This window comes from Mycoplasmopsis opalescens ATCC 27921 (assembly GCF_000712185.1).
Classification (GTDB): Bacteria; Bacillota_I; Bacilli_A; order Mycoplasmatales; family Metamycoplasmataceae; genus Mycoplasmopsis; species Mycoplasmopsis opalescens.
In genome coordinates, this window is sequence record NZ_JOOB01000013.1 from 1 (window position 1) to 16,702 (window position 16,702).

Annotated in this window: 11 protein-coding genes; 3 read left to right on the forward strand and 8 right to left on the reverse strand. The window is 28.1% G+C overall.

What is annotated here, in order from left to right:
* Positions 1-396: 396 nt before the first annotated feature.
* On the reverse strand, positions 397-774 hold the full coding sequence (locus T385_RS0101335) for a hypothetical protein (protein WP_029905832.1): 378 nt from the start codon (positions 772-774) through the stop codon (positions 397-399).
* Between the two features lie 693 nt (positions 775-1,467).
* Here T385_RS0101335 and T385_RS0101345 point away from each other — a divergent pair.
* Together T385_RS0101345 and T385_RS0101350 are read left to right on the forward strand one after the other, a co-directional pair.
* Positions 1,468-2,637: a variable surface lipoprotein gene (locus tag T385_RS0101345; RefSeq protein ID WP_051677952.1), complete on the forward strand. Its 1,170-nt coding sequence runs from the start codon at positions 1,468-1,470 to the stop codon at positions 2,635-2,637.
* A 49-nt stretch (positions 2,638-2,686) separates the two neighbouring features.
* Positions 2,687-7,054, forward strand: a complete 4,368-nt coding sequence (locus T385_RS0101350; RefSeq protein WP_029905836.1) for a lipoprotein 17-related variable surface protein — start codon at positions 2,687-2,689, stop codon at positions 7,052-7,054.
* An 81-nt stretch (positions 7,055-7,135) separates the two neighbouring features.
* Here the strand turns inward: T385_RS0101350 and T385_RS0101355 are convergent, their stop codons facing one another.
* Positions 7,136-7,795 (reverse strand): LemA family protein, encoded by a 660-nt coding sequence (locus T385_RS0101355; RefSeq protein WP_029905839.1) that lies wholly within the window; start codon positions 7,793-7,795, stop codon positions 7,136-7,138.
* Between the two features lie 35 nt (positions 7,796-7,830).
* Positions 7,831-9,867 carry a lipoprotein 17-related variable surface protein gene (locus T385_RS0101360; RefSeq protein ID WP_029905840.1) on the reverse strand — a complete coding sequence of 679 codons (2,037 nt, stop codon included), beginning with the start codon at positions 9,865-9,867 and terminating at the stop codon, positions 7,831-7,833.
* 175 nt (positions 9,868-10,042) lie between these two features.
* Here T385_RS0101360 and T385_RS0101365 point away from each other — a divergent pair, with 175 nt between their 5' ends.
* The gene (locus T385_RS0101365; RefSeq protein WP_029905842.1) at positions 10,043-11,929 is read left to right on the forward strand and encodes an MAG1210 family protein; all 1,887 of its coding nucleotides are present in this window, start codon (positions 10,043-10,045) and stop codon (positions 11,927-11,929) included.
* 86 nt (positions 11,930-12,015) lie between these two features.
* Here T385_RS0101365 and T385_RS0101370 read toward each other — a convergent pair whose 3' ends face one another.
* The 5 genes from T385_RS0101370 to T385_RS0101390 form a co-directional block, all read right to left on the reverse strand.
* A complete protein-coding gene (locus tag T385_RS0101370; protein ID WP_029905844.1) occupies positions 12,016-13,131 on the reverse strand; it encodes an FtsZ/tubulin family protein in 1,116 nt (371 codons plus the stop codon).
* A complete protein-coding gene (locus T385_RS0101375) occupies positions 13,121-14,317 on the reverse strand; it encodes an MAG3720 family protein (protein WP_029905846.1) in 1,197 nt (398 codons plus the stop codon). The genes T385_RS0101370 and T385_RS0101375 overlap by 11 nt, the downstream gene beginning before the upstream one ends.
* A 25-nt stretch (positions 14,318-14,342) precedes the next feature.
* Positions 14,343-15,245 (reverse strand): 16S rRNA (cytosine(1402)-N(4))-methyltransferase RsmH, encoded by a 903-nt coding sequence (gene rsmH / locus T385_RS0101380; RefSeq protein WP_029905847.1) that lies wholly within the window; start codon positions 15,243-15,245, stop codon positions 14,343-14,345.
* Positions 15,245-15,688 (reverse strand): division/cell wall cluster transcriptional repressor MraZ, encoded by a 444-nt coding sequence (locus tag T385_RS0101385; RefSeq protein WP_051677953.1) that lies wholly within the window; start codon positions 15,686-15,688, stop codon positions 15,245-15,247. Before T385_RS0101385 ends, rsmH begins: the two co-directional genes overlap by 1 nt.
* A gap of 313 nt (positions 15,689-16,001) precedes the next feature.
* On the reverse strand, positions 16,002-16,676 hold the full coding sequence (locus tag T385_RS0101390; RefSeq protein ID WP_029905849.1) for a potassium channel family protein: 675 nt from the start codon (positions 16,674-16,676) through the stop codon (positions 16,002-16,004).
* Positions 16,677-16,702: the final 26 nt, after the last annotated feature.

Genomic DNA, 16,702 nt, shown 5'->3' on the forward strand with positions numbered 1-16,702 from the left:
CAGATACTGATTTAGAATTAACAGTTAAATCAGTTAAAGTTAAAGATAACGAACCTACAACCGTTATAGTTGAAGTTGAAGTTAAAGATAAAAAAGCTAATAAAACTGCGACTGTTTCAAAAGAAATTACAGGCTTTAAAGAAAAATAACATGATATGTACCCAGAATCCTGGACACATATTTATTAACTAGGCAACACAAATGGATGTTTTCCTGTATTTTACAGGAGCCATCCATTTTGTTTTTGCCTGAATTCTTTTATTGTTGCCCTGAGTTCCGGAGTAAAAACAAAAAGTGTACTCTGACTAAAAAAAACGGTCAATTTTACACTTTTTGTTTTTTTGTTCCGAAACTCAGGAAAAAAATGGAGCATTGCTCCATTATCATAGTTAATAATTAAAGATGAAATTGTTCAAGTACTTTAATTGCTTCATCTAAAGCTTTTTCATATTCATCATCTGATTTAGCGTTTTGTTTAATAACATCAAGAGCACTTTTTGCAATGCCTTCATTTATTTTTTTGGCTTCCTCAATAGCTTTTTTACCTTCAGGAGAATTTTTGTCGATACCTGCTAATTTTAAACCTTCGGCAGTTGCTTTGTTAACTGTTAAATCAATAAATCTTTGCTCTTTTTGTTTAATTCTTTGCTCTTTTTGTTTAATTCTTTGCTCTTTTTGTTTAATTCTTGATTGTTGAGAACAAGACACTGCTAGTGCTACTGGAGCTAATGATATCAATGGTAAAACGCTAAATGTTAATAATTTCTTTTTCATATTTTTCCTTTCTTTTTTTGTGTCTTTATTTTAAAAAAAAAAAAAAAAAAAGAAAAGTGAAAAGAGAAGCTTTTTTGATATGTGCCCTCTTTACTGGTTTATCTTTGTGCAGTAAAGAGGGTACATATCAACAATCAACTCCAAAGCAAGTGCAGCGGATGCTAAAGTTGAATTAATTGTTGACACCAAAGTTAAATAACAATTCAAAGCTAAAAAAGCAGCTTTCAATGAAGAATACAAACGCGACAAAGAAAAAATTCTTAATGACGTTATTAAAAAGAAGAAATCAAAAAAATTATTACTAATAATGAAGACATCAAAAATATTAGATAAGTCTACAATTTATTTTGAGCCAAATTAGATGAAATTATTAATGAATTATTAGTTACTGTTTTAGATAAATATAATGCTGATCCAGCTAAAAACAAAGTTAATGGTGGTTTGGCATCAGTTAAAGAATTTTTAAGTTTAATAAAATCAAAGAACTTATTAGCAATAAAAATGGTTTAGCTAATATCCTTGAAAAGTTGGCTTAAAAGTTGGAAAATATGCAAAAGTTATTTTCCAAACATTAAAAACAAACGACAAAACTAAAATTATTGCTCAAAAAATGGCCATTTGCTCGCCATTTGTTTTTTTTTTTTTTTTTTTTTTGCAAGGCAAAATAAACCATATATAAAAGGAGATTTAGTTATGAAAAAAATAAATAAATTGATGACTGTTCTTAGTTCATCATCATTATTAATCCCAGTAGTTGCAGTTTCTTGCAATAAAAAAGATGCAAAAGAATACAATAAATTAGTTGAAGTATCTTTAAAAGATAATAAAAAAGCACAAGATATACTTGCGAAAGACATTAAACCAGAAGACATTAATGTTAGCTCAAAAGATGCTGATTTAGAAGTAAAAGTTATGTCAGTTAAAGTTAAAGAAAACGAACCTACAACCGTTGTAGTTGAAGTTAAAGTTATAGATAATAAAGCTAATAAAATTGAGGTTGTTAAAAAAGAAATTACAGGCTTTAAACAAGAAAGCGAACAACCAACACCAACACCAACACCGAATCCAGTAGATGCTAAAGTTGAATTAATTGCTGACGCTACAGTTAAAGAACAATTCAAAGTTAAAAAAGCAGCTTACGATGCTTGATTCAAAGGCGAAAAAGAAAAAATTCTTAATGACGTTATTCAAAACGCAGAAATCAAAAAAATTATTACTAATAACGACGACATCAAAAGTATTAGTGAAGCTTACAATTTAGGTGCAACCAAATTAGATGAAATTATTAATGAATTATTAGTAACTGTTTTAGATAAATATTATGCAGATCCAGCTAAAAACAAAGTTAGTGATGGTTTGGCATCAGTTAAAGAATTTTTAAGTGTTGATAAAATCAAAGAACTTATTAGCAAAGAAAATGGTTTAGCCGATACCCTTGAAAAAGTTGGCTCAAAAGTTGGAAAATATGCAAAAGTTATTTTCGAAACATTAAAAACAAACGACAAAACTAAAAATATTGCTCAATTAGACAACTTAATCAGTGCTGTTGATCAAAAATTCACAGGCGAAAACAACTTATTTAAAGAAACAGCTAAAAAATTCAAAGAGTTTGATTTTAAAGACTTACAAACAGATGGTTATGTAAAAACTTTTGAAAAATTAATGGCTGTTGTTAAAGACGCTAAAGATGAAGCAGTTAAAGTTTTAACAACTGTAAGCATGAGCGAAGAAGATCAAAATAAAGTTAAAGAAGTTATTTTACCTGTTTATACTATTTTAAATGCAGCTTTAGAAAACGTTTCAAAATTCTTCCAAGAATCATTAGCTAAAATTGCATCAGACGTTATTGTTGAATTAAAATAATTTTATTGTAAGCATAAGAATCTTTTCTTATGCTTTTTTTAGGAGAAAAATGAAGAAAAAAAGTATTTTGTTTTTAACTACCACTTTATCAAGTTTGACTGCGCCGTTAATGATCGCATCCGCTTGTGATAAAACAAGTCAAAAAAAGATTGATCAAGAAACCAAAGAATTAAAAAATAAAAAAGAAGCTTTACAAGAAAAAGTTAATAATTCACCATTAGACAAAAACAAAAAAGCTCAATTTAAAACTAAAATTGATGCGGCAACTAAAGATAATATCGCTTCATTAGAGCAAGAAATTACTGAAGCAATTGACAAAGCAACTAATTCAAAGCAAGAAAGCAAAGCTTTTACTAAAGACAAAGAAGCAAAGAAAAGAGAATTAGATGATTTAATCAAAAACGTTGAAATCACCCTTAAAAAAGGTATTGAAAAAGAAAATGTTTTTGCTTCAGAAGTTAAATACAATGATTTTAGTGTTAGCGAATTAGGTGAAAATATCTATTTAAGATTAGATGGTCAGATAATTAGTGATGATACTAAAGGAGTTTTAATTTACAAATTCTACTTAGATTCTAATGTTGATGATAAGGTTAATAATAAAAGTGAGTGAGTAAAATCTTTTTCACGTGAGATAATTTTTGACGGCTTTAAGAGCCATCAAAAAATTATTAATCAAGCTGTAGAACAAATTTCTGTAACTATTAAAGAAGAAGATAAAGCTAAAATTTTACCTTCTGACTTTGTGCAAGTAGATGCTAACTTTACTTTTAGTAACATTAGTGATAAATATAAATTAATCATATCTAAAGAAGCTGATGATACCAAAGGTATTGTTACAATTAAATATCATTTAGAAGACAAAGCAACTAAGTTAGTTTCGAAAACTATTGAGAAAAAAGTTGATGGCTTTTTAACACTTTTAGCTAAAAATATTGCTAAAGAAAAAGAACGTCTTAATACTTTAATAAATGAAACACAAGCTGATACATTATTACTTGAAGGTACAAAGGAAAGATTAAAAGCTTCAAAAGTTACGACTAAAGACTTTAAAAATACTTTAGCCGACGCTAAGATTAATGTTTTTGATTTTGTTGCTGATGATGAAAATGGTAAATTAACCTTTAAATATCATTTTATTAGCTTAAAAAGCAATTTAGGAAGCGAAAAAATTGTTTCAGAAGCTAAAAGTGCAACTCTAGAAGGCTTTATCACTAATGAACAATACAAACAAAAAGTTATTAATGATAAAATTGCTGAATTAGATGAAAAAATTCAAAATGCCACTGTTACTATTAACGATAAAAACACAACTATGCAATCTTCAAGATTAGCTAGTGAAGTTGAAATTAAAGATATTAATGTTGCTTTAAGTGAAGAAAATATCACTGTTGAAATTATAAACCTTATTCCAGATGATCAAAAAGGCACTATCACTTTTGTTTACATTTTCAAAAGCAAAATTGAGGAATTTAACACTATAGTATCTTCAAGCAAAACTAAAAAAGCTTCATTAAGTGGCTACAAAACTAAAGAACAATTATTTAGTGATGAACAAAAGAGATTAAACATATTATTAGCTAAAATCGATACTTTATTTACCAAAGAAAATATTGTTAAAAATGCCAAGCTAGCTAAAGAAATCACTAAAGATGATTTTGAAGACTCAGAGCTTCCTAATGCTTCATTATCTATTGTTAGTTTAAGTGATGTTAATGATGAAAACGGTACTCTTAAAGTCGAATTTAAATTAAAAAGTAAATTATCTAATGCTGCAAATATTGAATCAAGCTCAAAAGAATTAGTGATTGGTGGCTTTTTAACTAAAGCACAATATCTTGCAAATTTAAAAGCTAAATATGAAGAAGCTATTAAGACTAAAAAAGTAGAACTAAAAGCTGAATTTACTAGCACAAAACAAAAAAATGAATTTTTACCTTCACAAATTAGCGAAAGTGATTTTAATGTTGCAATTACTTCTCCTGCAGAATTAATAATTACTTCTAAAACCATTAATGCACAAGATAGCACTGGAAAACTCTCATTAATTATTAAATATTCATTTAATGAAGATAAATTTAACACTACAAATATTTTAAGTGCAACCACAGCAATTGAATTTGACGGTTTTTTAACTACTGCATTAAAAAACAAAAATGATGATATTCAAAAGTTAAATCAATTAATTAATGAAGCGGACATAATAAAACTTAAAAATGAAGAGGATAAAAATAATAAAACAAGCGATGAAATTAAAGTAGAAGATTTAATCATCAATCCTGATAAACAAGCTCAATTAGTTAATACTAAATTAATTATTACCCAATTAAGTCCGCAAGAAGACGGAACTTTAAAGGTTAAATTTAAGTTAAGTAAAAGTAGTGATAAATACGAAGGCGAAGCCTTATCAAATGAAAAAGAAATTGAATTAAAATTCTTATCTAAAGATGCTAAGTCAATTAAAGAAGCAAATGAATTAAAAATGCTAACAGAAGCTAATTATTTACCAGCAAACGTCTATAAAAAAGCCGAAATGGAAGTGTATTTAAAATACAATAGTCATGATGCAAATACTACAGAAATAAGTAAAATCCTTGGTTTTGATGAGTTTTTGGCTAAAAACAACAATTTAGAGGGTAGAGTTGAAACATTTGATTTTGATCGCGGCTTTTTATATACCGACTGACATGTTTTAAAATACAAGTTTATATTTGTATCTAAAAAAGATTCTAATGTTGAATCAAAAGTTTTTGATGGCAAAATTAATATTTCAAGTGTGATAGTAAAACGTAATTTACAAAATTATGTAGATAGTTGTTTTGATTTAAAAGCTTCCTCAAGTATGAAAACAAAACTAGCTTCATTTATCACTAATGAAAACTTTAGTCGCTATATTGATAATAAATACAAATTAAATAACACTGATTTCATTCTTGATAATCAATCCTTTATGACAAGCATTACTAAATACAACGTAAAAAGCTATGATATTAAAGGTGGTTCATTAACTGTTACTGTTATTGCCGAACTTGATGGAACAACAGCATCAAAAGATTATGTAGTATCAGGCTTTATGACTGGTGAAGAAGCAGAAGAATTGCAAAAAAAACGTGAGCAAGAATTAGAAAGACTTAATGATGCTGTTGATAAACTGGAATTAGTTTATAAAGGTGATAATCAAGCTGCCCAATTAGTTGATCAAGTTAAAATAAGTGATTTTGAGCTTAAAAATGCTTCTGATGCAGAATTAGTCGAAGTCGAAAATCGAGAAATTAATTCTAAGGAAGGCACTATTACCTTTAATGTTGCCCTTAAATCAAAAAAACAAGGCTTAGAAGATGTTAAATCAACAAAAAGCAGAAAAATTACTATCTCTGGCTTCGCAAAAGATAAAAAAGAAGAATATGATAAACTTTATCAAGATTATAAAGACAATAACCTAGAATATAAAAACTATAAAGCTAACTATGAAAAAAATCTTAGTGAAGATATTGCGACTAAAATTAAAAATATAAAACCAGAAGTTAAAGATAATGTTATTGCACAACTTAAAAAAGAATATACAGATTTAACAAATGCTATTGAAGAAGCTTTTGTTAAAAGTAATGGAAAAGTAATGCAAATATTCTTGCAAAATAATAATGATGATGAATTAAATAAAAATTTTTTAGCCATATTAAATAATATGTATGTCAATACAAATGAAAAGTTATTGGGTATATTAATGGCTCCAGCAGCAAATAAAGATAAGGCTAAAGATACCTTAAAAGCCCGCTTTATTATACCTGCATGATTGCCTAACTGAGTTTTAGCTCAAACTGTTGGTGAGTGAGCTAAAGGAATGTTTAATGAATTCGCTAATGGTATGGAACAACATACTAAATATTTAAATACCCAATTAGAGCAATTAAAAACAAAGCATGACTTCTTAAATAAAGATAATGCTAAATTTGAATTAGTTTCTAAAATCACAATAAATCGCTTAAAATTGATTTTAGATTATTACAAAGAGCTCAATTTCAACTACTTATTCCATGGTACAGGCAATAATGTTAACAAGATACCAGCGCAAGACAAATATATTAAAGGTGACGGCGGAAAAAGAGAATTATTAGGAAGCGGATGAGCTATGCTTTTCAACACCGAAAAGTTTTTCACACATATAATTAGCGACAATTACTATACAAAAAAACAAGATGATTTAAATAACGAATTAGATACTTTAGTAAAAGAAAATAAACTTAGTCAAGATGAAAAAACAATTTTATTTAAAGAAATTAAATCATCTCTCACACTATTTTTAAAAGCCGTTGAAATATATAGCGCTGATATCAGAAACGTTTTACAAACACACCTTCAAAAGAATATAGAAAATATTATAAAAGTCAATATTGAAAATAATAAAAACGATAAATAATATATTTTATCTTCATTATAAAATTCAACTAGCAATAAAAAAGCAATAAAAACACCCTTGTGGGTGTTTTTATTAAAGTTTTTAAAAGAATGTCGATCTTGCTTTTTCACGGGTTTCACTGTCGATCGAGAAAGGAATTCTAGTTGTTGAACCCATTTTAGCAGCTACAATCTGGTATGACGGTCATTGGAAAATTAATTGGTTTCATCTTGCTACTGCATCATTATATAAGTCACGTGCAGAAGTTATTTCACGTTGCAATGACATATTTTGTTGCATTGCTTGAGCTATAGCACCATGTGCTTGTAATTCTGGATAAGCTTCAAGTTGAACATTAATATTTCTTGATAATGAGCTAACTTCTGAAGCAATTTCATTACGCGATTCATCTTTTGATTTTCCACTTCTTAATTCAGCAATTTTACTAAATGTGTCTGTATCTAGATTAACTGCGCTTTTTACTAAACCGACTAAGTTTTGTAAAACTTGCACTCTTTGTTCTAAGTAGTTATCAACCTGTGAAGCAAAGCCTTGAATTTTTTGTTCCAAAGCTAATAATCTATTTTTTGTTTTAATTTTTATAATCAAGAAAACTAATCCAGGGATAATTACTAGTGCTCATAAAATTATTTCGAAAATTTTTGAGCCGACGCCAACTTTAACAGGAATTTGTTTATTAATAACTCTGACATCGCGCCCTTCTGAAGCTTTGTCATTAACTTCATCTAACATATTTGCCATTTTTACCTCCTACATATTATTATAATAAATAATAACTATTCACTAATATCAAAAAGCTTAATTTTATATTCTTTACTATCGGTTTTACCATCGGCTAAAACTAATAAGAACTTAACATAAACAGCTTTATCATCTTTAAAGATTTCAATACCTTTTCTAGTACCTTGTTTTTTGCCAGCACCAACAAAAGTAGGAGCTAAAGTGTTATCATTTCCGTGCGTAGAAATATGTTTTTTAGCTTCTTCTTTTAATTCTAATCCTTCTACTGGTGGTTTATTCGAACTACCTTCTCAGACATCTTTATTAAATGCTACTGTACCGTTTTGAATATTTAATAAATTACTATTTTTTTTGGATTTATTAATAAATTCTAAAATCTTAGTTTGATTTTCTTTGCTTCCTTTTCAAACGAAGAAATTACCTTGTTCAGCTAATTTGAATGATTGTTCGTCTCTATATTGTTTGCTATTTACTAAAAAGCCTGTAAATTCATAGGTTTTTTCTTTTTTTAGTCCATTATTAACTTTATCAGTAAATTCAAGAGTTAAAGTAACTTTTGATTTATCATCATCATTAACTTTTACCTCTTTGATTTGAATATCAACTAACTGTTTATCATATTCTGCTAATGTAAATGATTCTTCTGTTATTGCATTAGAAGGAGTTTTTGAAGCATCAATACCGTCTTTTAGTTTTGGATCAGTATATTTTTCAATAAATTCATCTAGTTTAAACTCAGTTTTTTTAAATCCTTCTAAAGTAAATTTTTTGCTAACGGTTTCGCCTTTAGTTTTATATTCGGCTTCAACTGATAAAATACCTAAATAATCATTAGCTTTTAGATTATATTTAACGGTAATTGAACTATCTAATTCTTGGTTATTTACTTTTGATTTAAGCTTATCAGCTGTAACTTTTGATGCTTCTATTGCTGAATTATCACCGTCATAGACTACTAATACATCCTTAATTTTAGCGGCTAATTCTGATTTAATAAAGCCATCAATAGTTTGTTTTATAAGTTTAGAAGCAACTTTATCATTACCCACTAAGTAGTTTACAACAAATTCGACTTCAATTTTTGCTTCGCCACTTTTAATGAAGAAATTTTTGATTTCAACTTCAAAGCCTTCAATAGTTGGGATAATTAAATCGCTTTGCTTGATATCATTTTCACTTGTTTGTGATTTATTTTTGTAATCGAGTTTAACGGTTTCAGCTTTAGCATCAATTTCTGTTTGGCTTAAGACTTTGAATTCAACTTTTTTAGTTTCTTTAACTACATCAAAAACCGTGGTTTTTTTACTTTTATAATCAAACTTTCCAATTCTAAATTTGACACTGTATGTATCGCCTTCTTTAACTAAAATGGCTTTTTTATAGGTGTTTTCGCCTTTTAATGCTTCAGTTTCTGGTGCTGCAGGTTCAAAACCTGAACTTAATCTGCCACCTTTTTCAAATTCAAATAATGCTACTCTAGTTGGCTTATCAGGTTGATTTTTATCATATGGTTCATTGAATAATTTTAATTTTTTATAGTCTCAATATAAAACAGTACCATTTTGCGCTTTTGATAGAAATTCATGAGCTTTTAATGATTTAGCAACAGTGATTTTTTCTTTAAAAGTATTGTATGCTTCTTGAGCTTTCTTTTCTAATTTTGTGATATCTTCATCACTAGATGATTGATCTCCGCCTTGGCCAGGGGTGTTGCCTGAACTAGGGGCTTTAAAACCAGTTATTTCTTTGACAACTGATTTTAAGAAATTACCATTTGCATCTTTAACCTCAACAGTTACTTGTAAAGTTGTGTTTTCATTAGCTTTAACTTTTACTTCTTTAACTGTAAAAGTTATGCTTGTCTCGTTTGTAATGATTTTTAAATCTGTTTTTTTAATATCTTTTGCTTCTTTTTTCTTCAAATTTTCATTAGTTAAAGCTATCTGAAATAATTGATCATAATTTTTTTCATTAGTTTTAATGTCATCTTTTTTATCGCATGAAACTGCAACTACTGGGATTAATAATGACGATGAACTAAGAACAGTCATCAATTTATTTATTTTTTTCATTTTTCCTCCGTGCTCGAATTATATATTTTTTTAAAAAAATATAGAATAGATAGATTTTTAGAATTTTGACATATGGAAAAACTGCATAATGTTGTTTTTAATGACTAAAAACAAAGTTTTTGGCACTATTATGCTTTTCATTCTCATAATATTGTAAAATTAAAAAAGGAGACTTATGAATAATACGAAACAATATCATTTAGATCAAATTATTGATCCGATTAAAGATTACAAAACCACTGTAGACAGAAATGATGAAATCATTGAGCAAACATATAATAGATTAATTAGCGAGAGCAAAGTTGATGTAGAATTAAATGCATCATTGAATGATCAAAGAAGAGCTCAAGCTAAAGAGATTAATCGATTAGAAAGTAAACTCAAAAGACTTAAGGCTTGAAAAACTTTTGTAATTGTGCTTTTAACTATTTTATGTTTAGCATTCGTTTATCCAATAATATATTTTTTATTAGCGAAACAGTCATTTAATGATTTAAACCAAAACCATACAGCGGCATTATGGTGTACTTTAGTTTTTGGTTATTTATTTGTAATAGGTGGAATAGTAGGATTTTCAATTTTAATAGCTAAGAAAATTAAGCCTAAAATTAAAAATTCAAAGGAATTAATTGCCGAATCAGTAAAAAAACATAATGCAATTGTTAGTGATATTAAAATAAATTTAGCTTGCTTCAATGCTTTAGTAACAAATGGTATTAAATTTGATATTTTAAACAAAACTTTTCCATCTCTTCATTTGCAAAAACGCCAAAGTAAAATGATTGAAGATTATGTAGCTGATAAATATGGATATATATTTACAACTAATAAAAATAAGCATATTACTTCACTATTAAGTGGTCATATTAATGGTAATCCTTTCTATTTTGGTGAATTATTAAGCCACAAACTGGGAACTAAAACTTATTCAGGCTCAATTACTGTTACTCATAGAGTGTCATATACAGACAGTCAAGGTAAATTACAAACTCGTCTAGATTCTGAGGTTTTAACAGCTTATCTTGAAGCTCCTTATCCATATTATAGTAAGGAAAATAAATTAGAATTTTTTAGCACAGCGGCACAAGAATTAAACTTTTCTCGAAAGCCAAATAATGTTCATAATATGACTGATAAAGAGCTTAAAAAATTTATTGCTAACAAAAATAAAGAAATAGAGAAATTAGCTAAACATGGCTCATTAATGCCACTAAATAATGACCGTTTCGATGCCATTTTTGATGCTCTTAACAGAAATGATGAGCAAAAATTCCGTTTATTATTTAGCCCATATGCTCAAACCACTATGGAAAAAGTACTTTTGGATAATGAAATTGGCTTCGGAGATACATTTGTATATAACAAAAATAAAAGTAGAAATAGCTTTGTTTTTAATCAGTTAAAATTAGATTTTTTAGCATATAGTGATGCAAAAATTTACTTGTATGATAAAGTCGGCAATATGCTATTAGATTTAAAAGAGATTTACCAAAATTTTAAAGAAGTTAATAAATACATATTTAAAAATATTTATGCTTCATTAATGCCTTTATGATCAATTCCAGTTTTAAATGAAACAGCTGCACCTGATTACCTTTATGAATCTTACCAAAGTAAACAAAAAGCTTCAATTTACCAACTCCAAGCTAATATTGCACAAGCTAACGACATTCGTCTATACCACCCTAAAACTAAAAGCGAAGTTATCTATAATGTTTCATATTTAGAAGAAGGACAAGCAAATTCTGATAAGGTTTGTGTTGAAGCAAATAGTTATGATTTTGAAGAAAAAGTAGCTTATATTACTGTATACGATAGAAATCGTACTGCTCATGAGGTTCCTGTACATTATTTATTACCTTATACTTTAAAAAGAACAAGTATAGTAAATATTAGTAATTATGATATCTTACAATGTGAAGATAACAATAAATACCGTGAAATGGTTAATCAATATGCCTCATCATATCCAAATTATAATTTTTACTCAGCTGGTTTCTATGACATTGAAGATATAAAAAAACACGCAGACAGCAGAATAAAAATTGATTTTAAAATATAGAGCAAATGATTTTTTCTAAAAACACTGTGCTACAGTCAAAAATAAAACAAAAAAACAGGATTTTACTCCCGTTTTTTTATATAGCTTTAGTTATAAGAAAACCCTGGATAGCCTAATTTATTATCTTCATCTTCATCTGTGTTTTCAAACTCAAAATCATTAGCAAAATCTTTTTTATCTTTACTTTCATAAAGATTTTTTTTCTTATCCGCCGTGATTTCAATATCGCTTTTTAAGGCATCACTTTCGCCATATGTGGCAATTACAGAAGCCGCAAAGTATTTACTTTTATGATCCACATTTGCATTGAATAAACCTATTTTATAGACGTTTTGGGATTGATCAGATCCATAATGCTTAACTAATTCATCTTTTAATATACTAATGGTTTGGTAGCTAACCTTATCATCGTATTCAAACATTAAAAGAAATTCATTAAGCATTTTAGCATCATAAATTAGTGCATTTTCTGCGCAAAGTGAATCTTTTACATCGTTAACCGGGTTATCAGCATGTGATTCACTTGATAAAATTAACATTTGTCTTCCGTCAGAAAGCACACGTTTTAAATCATTAAAATCTAAATTGATATGGCCAGTTTTATAAAGTAAATTTTTAATTGTTGCAATCGCATTTTGTATATAAATATTACCGGCATTAAAAACTTCTTTGATTGGAAACTCTTGATATGTTTTTGTTAATTTATCACTATCGATAACCATATAAGAATTTGTTACTTTAGCTAAAGAATTACAAAAAGCATTTAAATCGAACGAATTTGAATTAAACATCGTCAATGGTGTTGTGACAAAAGCTAATGTGAATATACCTGTAGAATAAGCTTTTTGTGCAATTTCAGCAATTGCTCCAGTGCCTGTCCCACCACCTAAACCAGCAACTAAAATCAAAATATCGGTATTATCGAAGTTTTTAGTTATTTCATCGATGTTATCCAACGTTGCTTGTTTACCTAATTCAATATTTCCTCCGGTACCTTTTCCTTTGACTTTTTGACCTATAAAAATTTTATTAATGCAATTACTTTTATTTAAGTCTTGTGCATCGGTGTTAATAACAAAATAATCAATATTATCTTCTTGAAGATTTTCAACTAGGTAATTTACAGCATTTGATCCCGCACCACCAAGACCAAAAACTTTAATTTTGTAGTTTAAAAAGCTTTCGAAGTCATTATTTTCCATTATTTACTGCTTTCATATTTTTATTTTGGTCAAATAATCTTTTTCAAAAAGAATTATTTTTAATTTCTAAAGTATTACTTAATGTATCATTAAGATTCTTATTTTGACTTTGATAATTATTTAAACTAATTAAGCCATTAACTAATTCATTTATGTAATTATTGTTATCAATGATTAAGCTTTGGATTGAACATTCAGGAAAATTAGCTACTAACACATTTTTTAAAGCTATTCTAGAAAATCCAAATTGCTTTATAACATGAATCTTATAGTCAATTGAATCCATAAATTTAGCGATTTCATTATTTATTGCATCAAAGAACTTTGTTAAAATTTCTTGAATTTCGATCATGATTACATCATTTTTAATTAAGTCTTGGCTCACCACTTCCTTGACTTTTTCAAAAGTAGATAAATACATTTCGAGTTGATCATTACTTAATTTATATTTATTTTTAAGTAAGTCAAGCTGTCTCTCAAGTGAATGTTTGAAGTTTCTTGAAGCATAAATTTTATTATTGAAATTTGCGGCTAAAAACACTGTACTATAGTCATATTTGACAAATAATTCGTTTTTAGAATTTTGGTTCCCTTTGGATCCAAGCAGAGCTTGGTTTTCGGTAATTATTGAATTAATATTGATATTGTTTTTACTAAAAGTAAATTTAAGATAATTTAAAAGCTCATTTTCTTTTGTTAAGTAAGCATATGCAAAGTTTGTTTGTAATGCCTTCCCTATTTTATTTTTTGGATAAGATAGATAAGATTTAGTTAATTTATCATCTATTTTAAGTCTGTATAGTTGAGCAAAAACATTAACAATTTCAAAACTTGTAGAGTTAGTTAATTGTTCCGAAATTGTCTGTTCTACAGAATTTTTGGCATCTTTAACCATAGTATTTTCATCGATACAGTTAAAGATTTCTAAGGTTTTTGTTTTAAATCTTAAACCAGGCAATAAAGCATCTTCTATTATTATATTAGTTACAAAATTAACAGTTTTAGATAATTTGGATAATTTTTTAATAATTTTTTTTTGCTCCATTACCAATAAGCTAATTTGATTTTTATCTCAATTATCAATTGAAAATTCTTTATCAATCAATAGTTGATCAGCCACTCATGAAGAGACGAATAATAAAACTTTATTTTGTTTAATTATGTAATTAAATAAATATTCTTTCATTGTTCTCCCTTCTAAAAGTGCTGTATTATAGTATTTTTGTGCAAATCCTTAGTTTTGCTGAACGAGAACGATTATTTTCTAATAATTCATTTTTGCTAGGTTCAATAGTTTTTAATTTAAAACTTTTAATTTCGTTTATTGGCATCTTCGCAGGCATTTTATTTTCAACCAAAGAAGCAAAATAAGTCTTAACTTTTTTATCTTCAATGGAGTGAAAAGAAATAACAGCTAATGATGAATTTGGCTTTAATAACTCAACTGCATCTTTAAGCATAATTTCTAAAGATTCAAATTCGTTATTAACTTCAATTCTAATTGCTTGAAAAACTGCTTTACATGGATTTTTTTGTGCAACAATTTTAGCAGGCAAACTTTGACGTATGGTATTAGCTAATTCTAAAGTGCTATTAATAGGTCTGTTTTCAACGATGGCTTTAGCAACTTTATGACTAAGCTTTACATCAGCGTTATCATTGAATATTTTGACCAATTGCTCTGTAGAATAGTTATTTACGACAAAATGAGCATCTAATTTTTGATTGCGATCCATACGCATATCTAAGTAAGCATCTTTATTGTATGAGAAGCCTCTTTCAGCATTATCAACTTGCGGTGAAGATATCCCTAAATCTGCAATTATTCCATCAACAGAAGCTATGTTTAGTTGTGCCAATTCCGCCTTAATGTTTCTAAAGTCAGCATGAATTAGCTTAAACCTATCGCTGATTTGACTAAGATACTTTCGACTTTCTTCTATCGCAAAGCTATCCTTATCAAAAGCGATTAGCAAACCTGTAGTTAGACGTTTTAAAATTTCTCCACTATGTCCACCCATACCAAGTGTTAAATCTAAATATATACCATCAGGCTTAATATTTAGTGCATTTATGCTTTCACTAAGTAAAACTGAAATATGTTTATTAGACACTAGTAAGCTCCTTTAGCTAATTTTTCAGTTGCCTGATTTATAGCTTCTGGAGTTAAAGAATTTTCGTATTGTTCATATTGCTGGGTTGCTCATAATTCAATGAACTCACCAACACCAAGTAATGTCACATCTTTTTGGATAGCTAACTGGCTAATGTATTGTTTTGGAATTAAAATCCGTCCTTGACTATCCAACTCAACTTCCGTTGTTCTACCAAGTCATAAACGACGGAGCATTCTCGTGCTTTTGTCATAAGAATTTTGCTCAACTAAATCATTAAGTCATCTCTCAAAAGTATTTTGATCTCTAATTTCAGCGAAATTGAATTCTCCGTCATTATTTAAGGTCAAATAAACTTTTGAAGAAGAGATATTTTCTCTTAATTTAGCTGGCAAGATGATCCGTGAACGGTCATCTAAAGTCCTAGCATGATTTCCATACATCCATTTTCCTCCACTATCCAACATTATTTTACACAAATATACATATGGAGCATAATAAATAGTCATTTTATTTGGTGTTTTTTTTATTTTCAGTGAAAAAATAAGTGATTTTTAGGCTTTTGCTCGCCACAAGACAGTTTTAATTGTTTTTTAAGAAAAAAAATCATAAAATAACAGTCTTAAAATTATGGGAGGAAAATAGGGAAACTCATAACAAAATCAATAATAAAAAAAACTCTTAACATTAAGTTAAAAGCCAAAATACCAATATGAGGATTTTTGATTAAAAAATAATTTTTAATAACTATTTTTCTTAAACCTCTGAAGTAATTAATTCAAAAACACGACTAACATTATCAATTGTTCCGATAATTGTTATCATATCATTAACTTGTAAAACTGTGGTACCAGTTGGTAAAATAAATTTTTCACCCCGTTTGATTAAGACAATAGATACACCTTTGGCAGTAAAATCTGTTTCGCGAATTGTTAGATCATGATATTTAAGATTAACTAATTTATTAGTTGCAATAACAAAGTTATTGCCAATTTCTTTCATATCAGCACTATACTTGGCGAAGTTAGGGTTAGTTGCGATTAAGGCAGTTCTAATTCCAGCTTCATACTCTGGACGGATAATTGTTTTGACTCCAATCTGTCTTAGAACACGGGCATGAATTTCATTTCTTGCGCGGGCAATTACATTGGTTACACCAACTTCTAATAAGGAAGCAACAATATCAATATTGTCAGTAGTAGCAACCACAACTGTATCAAAAGATTGAATATCAACCGCTTTTAAAGCTTTAATATCGGTAGCATCAAGGACTAAAACCTTGCTTACAGTGTCACGAAGCGTTGCTAATGGTTCATGTTCCCGGTCCAATACCATCACATTTACGCCTTCGGCAACAAGTTGATTAACAACAGCTAAGCCAAAACGACCTGCCCCAATAATTGCTATATTTCCAGAGTTTCTTTTTTTCATAATGTTCCTTTATTTTAGAATAACTA